Annotated in this window: 9 protein-coding genes and 1 pseudogene; all 10 read right to left on the bottom strand. The window is 40.5% G+C overall.

Annotated elements, in window-relative coordinates; translation table 11 throughout:
- Nucleotides 1-5: 5 nt before the first annotated feature.
- The 10 genes and pseudogenes from KUL10_RS13230 to kduI all read right to left on the bottom strand — a co-directional run bounded on the left by KUL10_RS13230 (nt 6) and on the right by kduI (nt 13,628).
- Entirely contained in the window at nt 6-2,786 is a 2,781-nt protein-coding gene (locus KUL10_RS13230; RefSeq protein WP_110429413.1) for an alpha-L-rhamnosidase, read from the bottom strand.
- An 84-nt stretch (nt 2,787-2,870) separates the two neighbouring features.
- The gene (locus tag KUL10_RS13225) at nt 2,871-3,572 is read right to left on the bottom strand and encodes a DUF1080 domain-containing protein (protein WP_110429412.1); all 702 of its coding nucleotides are present in this window, start codon (nt 3,570-3,572) and stop codon (nt 2,871-2,873) included.
- A gap of 333 nt (nt 3,573-3,905) precedes the next feature.
- Nucleotides 3,906-5,648 (bottom strand): hypothetical protein, encoded by a 1,743-nt coding sequence (locus tag KUL10_RS13220; protein ID WP_110429411.1) that lies wholly within the window; start codon nt 5,646-5,648, stop codon nt 3,906-3,908.
- Between the two features lie 16 nt (nt 5,649-5,664).
- Nucleotides 5,665-6,864 (bottom strand): annotated as a pseudogene (locus KUL10_RS13215) (sulfatase-like hydrolase/transferase); the annotation flags it as partial.
- Nucleotides 6,865-6,876: 12 nt separating this feature from the next.
- Nucleotides 6,877-7,110: a hypothetical protein gene (locus KUL10_RS18850; RefSeq protein ID WP_233499824.1), complete on the bottom strand. Its 234-nt coding sequence runs from the start codon at nt 7,108-7,110 to the stop codon at nt 6,877-6,879.
- Between the two features lie 32 nt (nt 7,111-7,142).
- Entirely contained in the window at nt 7,143-8,126 is a 984-nt protein-coding gene (locus KUL10_RS13210) for a ThuA domain-containing protein (RefSeq protein WP_110429410.1), read from the bottom strand.
- Between the two features lie 62 nt (nt 8,127-8,188).
- Nucleotides 8,189-9,433 (bottom strand): glycoside hydrolase family 105 protein, encoded by a 1,245-nt coding sequence (locus tag KUL10_RS13205; RefSeq protein WP_110429409.1) that lies wholly within the window; start codon nt 9,431-9,433, stop codon nt 8,189-8,191.
- A 41-nt stretch (nt 9,434-9,474) separates the two neighbouring features.
- Nucleotides 9,475-10,953: a BNR-4 repeat-containing protein gene (locus tag KUL10_RS13200; protein ID WP_233499823.1), complete on the bottom strand. Its 1,479-nt coding sequence runs from the start codon at nt 10,951-10,953 to the stop codon at nt 9,475-9,477.
- 86 nt (nt 10,954-11,039) lie between these two features.
- Nucleotides 11,040-12,452 carry a sulfatase-like hydrolase/transferase gene (locus KUL10_RS13195; RefSeq protein WP_110429408.1) on the bottom strand — a complete coding sequence of 471 codons (1,413 nt, stop codon included), beginning with the start codon at nt 12,450-12,452 and terminating at the stop codon, nt 11,040-11,042.
- 345 nt (nt 12,453-12,797) lie between these two features.
- Entirely contained in the window at nt 12,798-13,628 is an 831-nt protein-coding gene (kduI, locus tag KUL10_RS13190) for a 5-dehydro-4-deoxy-D-glucuronate isomerase (RefSeq protein ID WP_110429407.1), read from the bottom strand.
- Nucleotides 13,629-13,632: the final 4 nt, after the last annotated feature.

The following is a 13,632-nucleotide window of genomic DNA, read 5'->3' as shown; positions in this document are numbered from 1 at the left end:
CACCCTTATAGGCTTACGTTAGCTTCAATCTTATGTTTCCCTGGTGATAAATTTAAAAGTTTATCTAATGTCGCGTCGCTTCCATTCAAGGTGATACTCGATAAATCAACCGTTGGTAGCTTTACATCAGCAGTGGTGTTTTTAGGTACTGTCACTAACATCATTAACGCACCGCCTTGAATCTCCCAACTGACGCTGACTTCACCATGTGGCGTTTTGTAGCCACCCTTTGCATGCTGCAATTGCTGACCAAATTGTGGCTCAATATTAATTTTTTTGAAGCCGGGCATCGCTGCTGTGATGCCTAAGATCCCTTCATAAAACCATCTTGAAACTGTGCCATATGCATAATGATTTAAAGAGTTCATTCCTTGCGGATTGAAACCATCTTCTAAAGAGTAGCTATTCCATCTTTCCCATGTTGTTGTTGCACCATTATTGATTGAATAGAACCAAGAAGGGTAAGTTTCTTTAAATAGGAGTTCATAAACTAAGTCACTTCTCCCAAACTCTTGAAGCACTTGGGTCAACAAAGGGGTACCCAAAAAACCAGTGCGCAGATGGTTGTCTGCATCTGCGATTAAACCAATTAGTTTATTAAGCGCAAGTGGGGTTTTGTCTTCAGGAAATAAATCATAAGCTAATCCAAGAAGATAAGTCGTTTGCGTTGGTATTGCGCCAACAAGATTAAGTTGATCATCAAAAAATTCATTTAAAAATGCTTGTTTAATTTTTTGATGGAGTTCGGTCAACATTTGAATATCGCCTGTCTGATTAAGTACTTTTGCTGATTTAAGGGTTAATTCAACAGAACGAGCAAAATAAGCAGTGCCGATTAAGCTAAAACTCGTATTCCCTCTGTTTCCATTATCACCTTCTTTTAATATTTCAGGATAAGGCTGAAGCCAATCACCAAACGTGGTCATTTTAGAGATGTAGTTATTACTTTTCTTTTCATGGAAATTGAGCCACTTTTTCATCATCTCATAGTTATCTTCAAGGATAGTTTTATCACCCGTTAAGACATACAACTCCCAAGGTATAATGGTTACTGCATCCCCCCAACCAGAAGAGGCAAAATTAATCCATTCAACAAAAGGAATATAAACAGGAATTTTGCCATCCTCACCTTGCTCTTCCCGAACACTTTGTAACCATGCTGACCAAAAACCATAAACATCAGCCATGTACATTGAGGGCGTTACAAATACTTGTGCATCACCTGTCCAACCAAGCCTTTCATCACGCTGTGGGCAATCTAAAGGGATATCATAAAAATTACTGCGCATACCCCATATAATATTGCTAGTTAGTTGATTTAATTTTGGATGAGAACTTTCAAAGTTGGCATGTAAATCAATATCTGAATGCTGAATCATGGCAGTGACCCAATCTTTAGTTGCAGGTAATGATGTATCGTGACCAGAAATTTCGACATAACGATAACCGTGATAGGTGAAAGTAGGCTGATATTGAATGACACCTGTCACACTTGGTATAAAGTAATTAGTTGACTTGGCACTGCGATAATTGTCGGTATAAAACTCGCCTTTATGTAAAGCCTCTGCGAACCGAATTTTAACTTCTTGCCCTTTAACAACTGGCAAATTTAGTTTGGGTACACCCACCATATTTTGGCCAAAATCAAACACCACTTTACCATTTTCATCACTCACAATTTGAGAAACAGACATCTCTTCGATAATCCGAATTGGCTCGTGACGTTTTGGTTTAATAGCGATCACATCATCCATTTTTTCACTTATTGCTGGTTGCCATCCTTTCGGCTCAAATTGAGGGCTAGCCCATCCAAGCATTTCTTTATTTTGATCATATTTTTCGCCATCATAGATACTTGCAAAGCGGATGGGGCCATCCATGCTAGAAAGCCAAGTATCGTCAGTGACTATTGTTTCTATTCTACCGTCGGCATAAGTAATTTCTAACTGAGCGAGTAAACGCGCGGGAACCAAATGATCTTGTTCAATGTGGTTTGCCATTCGCATCGCATACCAACCACCCGCAATACTTGCTGCAAGCGAATTTTCACCTTGAACGAGTTGCTCAGTAAGATCGTAGCTCAAAGACTCTATACGCTTGGCATAGGGAGTCCAACCGGGTGTCATTACGTCCTGTTCTGATACTTTTTTCCCGTTAATTTGCGGTGCAAATAAGCCTTTAGCAGTAATATATAAACGCGCTTTTTTAACGTCTCCTGACACATTGAATAATTTTCTTAGATATTGAGGTGTTGCAAGTACTTGCTGCGAGGGCGCTTTATTTAGATCAGTGTCCGGATGGCCTATCCAATTTGCGTTCCAATCACTGTTATTTAATAAACCAAGCTCAATGGGTTGTGCCTCACTCCACTGAGAAACTATATTGTTTTCATCCCATACACGCACTCGCCAGTATAAAACTTGCCTAGACGCTAATGGAGCACCCTCAAAATGTAGCCAAGACGTCTTACTGGAAGTAACCTTCTGACTATCCCACAAGTCTGGCTCACTTTTGAGTAACTCAAGACTGCTCGCTGCTTGAATTTGGTAGGCACTTTGTGCGGTGATAGAAGATTGCGGATCCAACTTCCAAGAAAAGCGAGGAACTGACTCATAATAACCAATTGGGTTAACAAACCCTTCACCTACACTTAATGATCCAGGAGGCGATGGCGAGGCTGATTGCTCGGTTTTTGTGTTTTTCACACAAGATGAAAGCACTAATAACCCCATTACTAATGAGACGTACTTAATTACTTGCGATATACGGTATTGATTGAAAAACATGTTAACCTCTTTTTGATTATAGGCATGATACTGACTTTCAGCAGTGTTCACTTGACATGAAAAAAATAACGCTTGGTGAGTGTGCTACAGCTCTTTAATAAACACATTGCGAAACCTCACGACATTGTCGGTTCTACCGTTTTCAAGTAACTGTTTGCTGCCATGATGTTGAAAACCAATAACCCCCTCTTGATCAGTACTATCAAGCACATGCGTCGTTAAAGTATCGTTCACATAGATCTTAATTTCATTGCCACGACATTCAATTCTGTAGCGGTTCCACCTTAGGTGTTTATATGCATTAGATAGCTCATCAGTCCATGTTGGAATAAACGTCTTAATAAACTTTTCATCTGGTTTTGAGCGTTTGGCATGAAGCGGGTGTAGCCATAACCGGCGACCTTGGTCAAACAAACCACCGCTCCATTTTCTAGTACTTGGGTCAACTTCTGCTTGATAGCCCATTACTATTCGCCCCTCATCTGTCTGTTTTACTTGTCCTCGAAACAAAATTCCTGAGTTACTATATTCTTTAACATCAGGCAAACGAACTTCAGCAGTCAATACAAAATCTCGATAAGTGTCTTTTGTAGTGAGGAACCAGTTTTTTGTTGATGTTAGACTTAACTCTCCATTTTCAAACTTTGCGTCACCATGTGGGTAAATATTTTCGAATTTTGAAAGTGATGAATTAAGCAAATTTTGAGGAAGCGAGTCAGTACTTATGCAGCCAGCTAAAATAGATATAGCTACTACTATTACGAATTTAATAAACAATACTAACATTCAAGCATTTCCCACAAAGCCTAGTGACTGACAATGATTTATTATGATTGAATCTCGCTCTTTTTCCAAGCTATTAGTTCATTTTCGCAACATTAAATTAACGAATAAAAACCATAAATTTTAAATTAAATATCATAAACATAGAGAGGTTCAACGTTATTAAAGTCACGAGTTAGTTAACGTTTAATTATCAATTTTTTATTTCCCCGAGACCTGCACGTATAGTTTTGAGTAATTTTGATTGGTTGATGTATTTAAGTCTATGAAGGTTACGAAACTACTACTTGTTTATTAACTAAGCCGCTGAGAGTGTGAAAACGGAGTCACAAAGTATCAGTGCCTATCTGCCTCTCGTACTTCAATTCTTTGCACGCCAAATGACGTGATTTGACTAGGAATAATAAGCTGTGTCTGCCCAAGCTCACTTTTTTTAATACTTACCCTATGCCGTTCATTCCATTGCAACTGGTTACTTTTTCCGTATGCTTTTTTTGCTTTTTTAAATGCGTTTTGCCCAGCTTGGTTAAGCCGCTTGTTTGGTGCAGCGGTTGGGTGGATATCATGAATTAACCAACCTCCCTCTGTTTCTAAAGTCAACTTTTCAGCAAATTGCGCATAGAACATATCAATATGATTGTTACTAGCATCTATATTCGCAACTCGGTATAAAAGCTCACTTTCCATGGGTATATCAACATTCAGGACGATATTTACATGCTCGGAAGCCTGATAAGACAAATCATCTGCATTGAAATTAAATAGCAGAATATCGAAGCCTGCCTTATCAGGTGTTTGCGTAAAAATACCGTTTATATTGTTGCCCGCTATTTTTGATTCACCTAGCACGTGACTCCTAAATATTTGATTGCCAAGCATAGAGTGAAGTGCCAATTGTGTCATAGCCTCAGAGATATAATCACCATTTCTAGCATTGCCCCACTGAAAAATTTCAGACACTTTTTTTTCTAGTACTAATTTTGATAGCATCGCAAAAAACGCAGAACTATGGGAAGTCGATACACTAACAAAACCAGCTCGCTGCATCTTAGAGATAAGTTTAAATTCATGGATTTCAAAGCTAGCATCTAAGTTCCAATCAGGATGTTCTTTAATCGGTGCCATATCATGTTCATAAACATGCTCCATGTTAAGCTCTTTGGATTTATGAATATGTGGGTAATAAGATATCGCGACAAAGTCATAATGAATATTGTTAGCCTTTGCCCATTTTATAAAATGAGGAGCATACGCATCCTCCGTATTGCCCGTGTAATCAACATACCTGCCCTTAAACGACGCTTCCCGAAACTGAACCCCTACTTTTACGTTTGGTAAAACTGAATGTACGGCTTCTACAGTGTTTTTATAGTGTTCAAAAAACTCCTGTCGAGTTGCAGCCCAATGCTGTGGTCGCGTATCTATTTCAGAGCCAATCCGAAACCTCCAGCCCATGACGGTTTCTTTGCCATAAGTATCAATTAAATGTTGAATAAACGCTGAAATATAATTATTCCAAGCAATTGGGTCGTTTGGCGGCAACACGTTTCCATAAACACCACGAGCATCCTCTTGTAAGTAGTCCTTGCCATTTGCTTTAGCAACAAATTTATAGCCACGCTGAAAAGCCCACGGAGGATTATCAAGAACAATCTGAAATATATCCCAGTCTTTCTCAAGCCAAGTATCTATGCGTTTGGTAGCCTGAGCAAAATCGTATACATATTCTTTACCATTCCACTTATATGTATCCGCTTCCACGTCTCGATTGAAAAAGCCACCCAGCATTCTGACCGTATTAACTTTTGCTCGTCTCCCAAACTTAGCGGGAATAGAGTTGGCAGAAGCATTTTGAGTTCTGACACTTACATCAAAGAAATCAAAAACTTCGCCCACATGTTCGTTTTGATCAGTGAAGTCTGCACTCAAAACCAATGGCTCAGTTTTAGACGGATGTTCGTTTGCTATCGCGTTTGATAATTGCCACAAGAGTAAAAAAACAATTAAGCCAAAAGCCTTTATACTCATGATTGTTCTTTTTGCTAGCATGATATACATTGCGTTGCCGATTTCACCCATCTAACTATCCTTATACTTATTCCGCATTCAAGACTTTTCGGCTATTTACGAGATACCAATCGACTAGTTTATTGGATAGACGATTTACAAGTTCAGGGTATTCTTTTGCCAAATTGTTTTGCTCATGTTCATCATCAATTAAGTTATATAACCTCGGCGCGCCTAAAACCTCTTTATGATGCGCCTTATAACTTACATTCAATCCGTCATAACTTAAGATTAACTTCCATTCACCTTCAATTACCCATCGATACATGAGCGTAGATTCTGGATCATTTAAATCATCCATGTCGTGTGCAAACCCTTCACCAAAGATGGTATCCCGGCCTATTGGTGTTTCATTTTTCATATCCTCAAATAGATTTAATCCGGGCAAGTTATCAGGAATATCCACGCCGGCTGCACCAAGGATAGTAGGCACGATATCAATGCTACTTACCAGGTCAGTTCGCATTTGTGGACTCAGTTGGTTCGGCAGTGAAAACATGATCGGTGTACGTATACCACTTTCACCGGGGCTCTGCTTTGAATGTGGTAAAAAACGATTTAGTTGCGCTGGATTTGCAAGCCACCCATTGTCTGTGACATATACAATGAGTGTGTTATCTCTTAGGTTTTTATCCTCTAGATAGCTTATTAATTGGCCATTGGTTTCATCAAACCACTCAACATTTGCATAGTACTTCGCGACCGATTCTGGCAATCCTTTCCCTTGGTACTTCTTTAAAATTCGCTTTGGTGGGTTGTGTGGAGTATGAGGTAAATATGGAGCATACCAAATAAAAAATGGTGTATCTTCTGCGACAGTTTTATCAATAAAACGAGTGACAGTGTCTAAACCTTCTCGACCGATTTTTAACCCATGATCTCCGTGACGCCCTCCCTCTTGAGGAAATCCTCGCGTCATCCCTTCATCAAATCCTCCGCGAGTAAAATGACCTTCCCACCATTTGCCAGTCTGTAACGAGCGATATCCCTTTTCTTTAAGTAGATTAGGCAATGTGCGCACGTTATCTATCTTGGCTATAATTTCAGCGCGTTGCTGCTGATACAACTCTCCCGTTTTTCCACCGGGTAATTTTCTGGATGGATCGTTTCCGGTAATGCCGTGCTGCGAGGCATAAAGCCCTGAAACTATTGTCGCCAGTGACGGGCGACACAATGATGTTGGCACGTATCCTCTGGTAAAGGTGACCCCTTCAGCAGCCAACTTATCAAGTGATGGTGTTTAGATCACGTCATGCCCCATGAAACTATAATCATTCCAAGCTTGGTCATCAGACAATATCAAGACTATATTTGGAAGAGATTCATCTTTTAAGGTATGTTTAGCACTATTTTCTATAGCACTGTTTTGACTAACACAAGATCCTAAAGCGAATATTGCTATCAGCAATATGCTCTTAAAATGTGAACCGCAAGGTGATAAGAGGCTTTTATTAATGTATTGCTTTTTAAACATATTCAGCTCCTTTAGGCTAAAAATGACCGCGTTTATTTTGAAAACTCGCGTATTGATGATTCGAATTCACTCGGGAAGTCATTGGGAATTGTAAGTGTCACATTTCCTGTCGCAGCCCATTCTGCACCTCGAAGGAACGTGGTAATAAACCCCACACTCTCATATGATGTTTGTTGGTGACCTAATGTGGTGTGAAAAATACGTCCCTTTCCATATTCTAACACCATTAAAATTGGTTCATGCTTGCCTGTGCCCTTCTCTTCTTTAGGGCAAAGTGCTGATGCGATGACGACCATGTTTTCAGCCGGCCCACGTAAATTACCGTAACATTCATCTTTAGCATGCATCCAAGTATCTGGCATCCCATCTAATATCGGGTGCTCACTACGTTTTGTTATTTGAAACTCATGTTTGGTGCCATGAGCACCGCCTTCACCTTTACTGTGATCTCTTATCAGGTTACCGTTGTTATCAAAATAGACATAGGGTCCATTAGTTTCATTTCGGCCTCCCCAGCCCCCTAACCCAGTCATTTTTTGATATTCATGCCATTCAGGAAACGTATTATTTGCAGCGTGTACAGAAACAAATCCGCCACCATTTTGCATGTATTTTTCAAAAGCTAGCTGAGTATCCTGAGGCCAATCGGCGGCGCGATAACCAAAGTTAGACACGACTAGGTCATACTCGTCAAACCGCGGCTTAAATGATTCGTCGCTTGCGGGTTCTTTCACTAACTTGTGCTCGTCACTGTTGTAAGGCATTAAGTAGTCTAGCTCTGATTCCCCTCGCCAAACGAGCTTTGTGCGATACACATCAACACTAAACAAATTTGTTTCTTCTAAGTATGTTTTCATCATTACCGTAGCTTTTGGCCATACGGTGTGGTTGTTTTGCCCATCGACGATCAGTACTTTTATTTTTGGTATGTTAGTTGATGCTGGGTTTGTAGACGTCGGAAGTTGTGCACATGAAAAGATAAAGACAGTCAGAATTATAAATAAAATGACTTTCATTTTTTACCCCTTATAATAAAAAGGCTGAAATACAATCGTTGTATTTCAGCCTTAGTTTAGTGTTACTGCCACTTAGCCATTTCAGAGGCGGCTAGCAGAACGGCGCCTGTTCCGTATAGTTGTGAATCTGTCTTCTTAACAGGATCAGGTGATTTTCCTACATGCTGAACCCAGTTGACACGGCCATCGTCAGAAATTGCTCTTGTTAACGCTGCCCATCCTTTTTCGACAATTGTCTTGGCTTCTGGATCAGTTAACAAGCCATTATTTACTCCCCACGCAAGCCCGTAAGTAATGAAACCGGTACCACTCACTTCTGGTGTTTTGACTTTATTAGGGTCTCTTAACGAAGCTGGCCAATACCCCTCTGAAGTTTGTAACTTAAGTAAGGCAGCAGCGTTCTTTTTGTATAATTCAATGTAGCGAGGTCTTGAAGGATGATCTTCTGGTAAGTCATCGAGAATAAGGGGAATCGCTGCGAACACCCAGCCATTTCCGCGTCCCCAAAAGACGGGTTCACCGTTGTCGCTTTTCATATCAAAATAACGGCTATCGCGATAAAACAAACCATATTCGTCTGAAAATAAATAATCTGCAGCAGCCCAAAACTCAGCATCTGCATAGTCGAAATATTTAGGATCACCCGTTACATTTGAAAGCTTTAACCATGTGCGTGGGGCCATAAATAAGGCATCTGCCCAGCACCAACGCAATTGGCAGTTACCTTCGTTATGGACTTTGCCTGAGCCACTTGCAGTGCTGTCCAACAACTCAAGCCCCACATTTGGCTTATTTGCTAATATCCAATCAAAGTGCTGCTGAGTAGGCTTGTATGCATCCTGGTTTCCATTTTGTTCAGTTAACCATAAATAAGTCTGACCAATGGTGTGATCATCAGCATGATAAGGCCTATCAGTCAATAAAGCATATTCTTGCTCTTTTGCCATTTTCTCTAAATGATTCATAAATTCAGGGTTTTTCGATACTTCAACCCATTTTGTTAAACCTATATAGAGTGCAGCCTGAATCCAAAACTTAGGGTTTTCAGACTTTACACGGTGAGATTCAGGTATATAAGTCAAATTGCCCAATTGCTCTAATTGCCACGTACCACTGCGCGTTGCAATATCAAATGCAGACTCGCGAATTTCCTCAGCACTGCTTTGCTCATTGATTGCATTATTCACCGTAGCACTCTGTGCGGGCGTATTTGTTTTAGAAGCGCTACTTGTATCTTCCTTTTGCTGCGAACAAGCACCTAATGTCAAACTCATAGCTAGGGCTACTGAAATCATTTTTTTGTTCATATTACACCTCTAATATTTTATTAATTTTCAAACTGAATACTTTATTTGCTCTTAAACGTCGATGTGTCTTTTTGTAGGGTTGCATCACTAAACGGACGCTGAATAGGACCATTTTCTCCCACTAAATATATCTTACGATGGGGGGTAAGACTGGAGCGTTCCCCTACAATTACACGTGCGTCAGGATGCGAATTTTTGATGATCGCTGTCGTTGCAAAACTAGCCTTTGGTTTGCGCAATAACTCTTTAGTTTTGACAAATGATTTTCCACCATCATTACTCGTCCAAGTAGAAATCACACCATCCTTACCGTCCTGTTCAGATAAGAAATACTGGATGTTTTGATCGGGTGTAAACATAAAGTCTCCGCGAGAAATACCTGACTTTTGACCATTGATTTTTATACCATCAGACCATGTTTTGCCATCCCACTTGATATGATGAGTCAACTTAGGTCCTCCCGTTTTATGTCCTAAGTCTTTTCCGTAATTCATAGCAATATGCGGGTAGCCATTACTATCTAGATTAACAGTGCCGTTAAAAGTCCATGAGTCTCCGGTGTCTAGCGCCAGTGTCTTTTGCTCAGCTTGCTCTCGCGTGAGTGGCATTGTTAGCTGTTCTCCCTTCACATTTCGCCACACGCCAGTTTTTGTGTTAAAGACCATATAGTGTGCATCGTGCCGCTGTGTTGTGTGACCTCTTCCATTAACCCCTGCACCTCCATCCCAGCAAAGGTGATAATCAAAACCAACGATAATGTCGTCGCCTTGACCGCGTCTTGCCCACGCATACCAGCTGTCAACAGCTTTAAGATCGTCCCGCCGTTTATGTTTTAAAAACGAGACCGGTTCAGAATACGTGCGACCATTGTCTGTCGACAACTGATAAACCCAATCACTGCGATGAGCGCCATGACGGTAAAAAAGATAAATATCACCGTTGTCCATTTTCACAGCTTGGTTGTATGTACCGAACACGGAAATATTATCGACTTCTTCCCACTCTGAAATATCAAGTGGTCTCTTAGAAATTGAATTTTTATTAGCACCGTGATGAACATTTCCTAAAGGGTTGTCACCATGGTGTTTGTCGCCTCCGTGACCGCCATAAAAGATGTGAATATAACCTTCATCATCTATTAAAAGAGTGGGCTTACCATGATTATCAAACTTCGTTCTTCCTTCTCGACGCCCTAACTCGCTTGTTCCCGCTCTAAACGGACCTAACCATTCTTTCGATTCATGATTGTATGCAGCAACATAAGGGTCTTCAAAAGGACCTTGATAAGAAACATAAGTAATGCCATCGTGGTATTCACCAGCCGGATACTGAACAACTGCTAGCGGGTTGCCCGTTCCGTTATCAGCAAAGTGGTCGACTAAGTCAGTAGATATTGAGTGACTAGTTTTGGTTTCGCGGTCTAACTTTGCGCACGCGCCGAGCGTAAGAGTTAGCATTAAAAAAGCGCTAAGGTGGGCGACCTGCTTAAGCGTTGAATATCGATTTAAGGTATTTTTCATTAATACTGCACCTTCAAGATGGTATGTTGGAATACTAAATGGATGCGTTAGTATCCATTTAGTAAACAAAAATTGAGGACTAGAGCTTAGTTTTTATACTTTTCAAATAGCTTTAAAAACTCTTCGCTTAGTGCGGGCTTTGAGTTGACTAGGTTTTTAGATTCATTAGGATCTTTCGTTATGTTGTACAACTCAAGTGGTGCATCAAACCCATAACGAACTGCTTTCCAATCACCTCGTCTTGCCGCTTGATAAGTATCACCAATGACCCCAGAATTAGGGTCTCCGACTTGTTTAGAGAATTCCCAATAAAGCATGCGCTCTGGCATTTGGACCGGACTATCATTCAGTAAATCTTTGATCGATTCACCGTTAGTGCGCACACGCGGGACCATATCTAAATTTACGTCAGCGATATCTGCCAATGTTGGGAGCACATCATGAAAAGCCCAAGGGGTATTATCAACACGGCCTTTTTTAATTTTTTCGGGCCATTGGATAATCATCGGAACATGGATACCACCATCGTATAAGTCACGCTTTTGCCCTTTATAAGGAGAAGAAGCTTTAAAGAAGTCTGGATCTGCCCCGCCTTCATCATGAGGTCCATTGTCTGATGAGAAAATAATAATGGTATTGTCTAATTCCCCCGCCTCTTCAAGCGCTTTTATTATTTTTCCCACATAGTCATCAAGCGCACTAACCATTCCTGCCATTACTGCATTTGGTTTATCAACAGGCTCGGGGTAATACCAAGCGTACTTATCAGTTGGCTCACCATTTTGCATGCCCAAATACGGCGTTTCTTCCAAATCATACATATCACTGTATTTTTCTGGGACGGCTAAATCAGCATGGGGAATCGTATAGGCAAGCATTACAAAAAACGGATTGTCTCTTTCCTGATTTATGTAATCGATAGTCTCGTTAGTAAAAAGTTCAGGGGCATATGCACCTTTCTTGCCGCCTTCATTTTCTCTAATGCGTTCTTTAACTCCATCTCTCCAAAGTATATGAGGGTATTGTCTATGGCCTTCCAAAATTGAATACATTCCATACCAAGTATCAAAGCCCATAGCAAGAGGATCTGTCACGCCCATTTTTGAACCAATAGAGTATTTTCCGAATAGCGCTGTGTCATAGTTAGCATGTTTAAGCACATGTGCCATTGTGATATCAATTTCTTCCAACTGGACAGTATTTGAATTATTACTCATGTAACGGCCATCACGACCGGTAAAAAGAGAGACACGAGATGGAGAACACACAGTATTGCCAGAGTATGCTTGGTCAAACCGAATACCATTTTTTGCCATCTGATCTATATTGGGCGTTTTGATTACGGTATCCCCATACGCACCAACCTGATTGAACCCAAGGTCATCTGCAAGTATAAAAATGATATTGGGTTTCTCTTCTGCCAGAGAAGTTGCTGCTACAGAGATTAAGGCTAAAGAGGTGACTAAAGCACCGAATAGACGATAATTTTTGAACTTCATATTTATTGTTACCCTAAAGATACTAATTTTGCATTTTTAAACCGAAACATCTTGAATCAAGAGGCCGTAACCCCCTTGTAACGTTTTCATCTTTAAATTTAACAGTTAGTTTACATTAACTACCGCCGCTTCAAAAGACTTATTTTGATACTTTTTGATTTAATTTGACACATTATTTGCATTAATGACTAAAAACATAGTTTTTATTGAATAATCATCAGTTAAAAATTGATGAAGTGGTGATGAGGATGTGATTATGAAGTACTAAAGACAAAAAGTAGCAAAGTCGCCTCAATGGTATCAGCTTGAAACGACAAAGGGACGGGCCATGGTGCACCCTGGCCATTATTTAAGGTCAGAAACCTGAATGTGATCCATATCATCAAACTCTTGATTTTCGCCACCCATTGCCCACACAAAAGTGTAGTTGGTGGTGCCTACACCACTGTGAATTGACCACATGGGTGAAGCGATTGCGACTTCACTTGGAAGAGACAATGAACGCACCTCTGAAGGCTCACCCATTAAGTGAAAGACTCTTTCTTCTTTAGGTAAATCAAAATACATGTAAATTTCAGTACGTCTAAAATGCGTATGTGGCGGCTTTGTATTCCAAACGCTCCCAGGTTTTAGTTCAGTGATGCCCATTACAAGTTGGCAGCTATCCACAATGCCTGGTCGAATCGATTGGAATATTGTTCGCTCGTTGGACGTCTCTTGTGACCCAAGAGCGACTGTTTGCGCTTTGCTTTTAGGTACATGGACTGTTTTTGTCACTCTATGGGCCGGATATGACACAAGGTAAAATTTTGCGGGTTCTGACACATTATCAGATGAAAATTCAACTACCTTACTTTCTTTTGCGATATATAGACTGTCTTTGTTGAGCATGCTGTATGTTTCACCATCAACGGTAATACTGCCACTGCCGCCTATGTTGATAACACCCGCTTCTCGACGTTGGCAAAAGTAATCCGATGCAAGCTCTTTGTGAGTGGGCAATATAAGCTTTTCTTCGGTTGGCATTATTCCGCCTACTAATCCACGATCAACGTCTGTATAAGTCAGGTTGACCTTTCCTTCACTGAACAATGGAGCAGTGACGAACGCCTCGCGCAACTCATCGTTGCGCATATCTTTGTAACTTCTTTTATCTGCAGAAAACATGAATTCCATGCTT

Origin of the sequence: Glaciecola sp. KUL10, from assembly GCF_003203515.1 — a bacterium.
Classification (GTDB): Bacteria; Pseudomonadota; Gammaproteobacteria; order Enterobacterales; family Alteromonadaceae; genus Glaciecola.
The sequence above is the reverse complement of the archived record's forward strand: the minus strand, read 5'-3'. Positions and strand labels throughout refer to the sequence as shown.

Bases quoted from the DNA above. Each gene is read 5' to 3' on its own strand.
- KUL10_RS13230 (WP_110429413.1), bottom strand. From the start codon at position 2,786: ATGTTTTTCAATCAATACCGTATATCGCAAGTAATTAAGTACGTCTCA.
- KUL10_RS13225 (WP_110429412.1), bottom strand. From the start codon at position 3,572: ATGTTAGTATTGTTTATTAAATTCGTAATAGTAGTAGCTATATCTATT.
- KUL10_RS13220 (WP_110429411.1), bottom strand. From the start codon at position 5,648: ATGGGTGAAATCGGCAACGCAATGTATATCATGCTAGCAAAAAGAACA.
- KUL10_RS18850 (WP_233499824.1), bottom strand. From the start codon at position 7,110: ATGTTTAAAAAGCAATACATTAATAAAAGCCTCTTATCACCTTGCGGT.
- KUL10_RS13210 (WP_110429410.1), bottom strand. From the start codon at position 8,126: ATGAAAGTCATTTTATTTATAATTCTGACTGTCTTTATCTTTTCATGT.
- KUL10_RS13205 (WP_110429409.1), bottom strand. From the start codon at position 9,433: ATGAACAAAAAAATGATTTCAGTAGCCCTAGCTATGAGTTTGACATTA.
- KUL10_RS13200 (WP_233499823.1), bottom strand. From the start codon at position 10,953: ATGAAAAATACCTTAAATCGATATTCAACGCTTAAGCAGGTCGCCCAC.
- KUL10_RS13195 (WP_110429408.1), bottom strand. From the start codon at position 12,452: ATGAAGTTCAAAAATTATCGTCTATTCGGTGCTTTAGTCACCTCTTTA.
- kduI (WP_110429407.1), bottom strand. From the start codon at position 13,628: ATGGAATTCATGTTTTCTGCAGATAAAAGAAGTTACAAAGATATGCGC.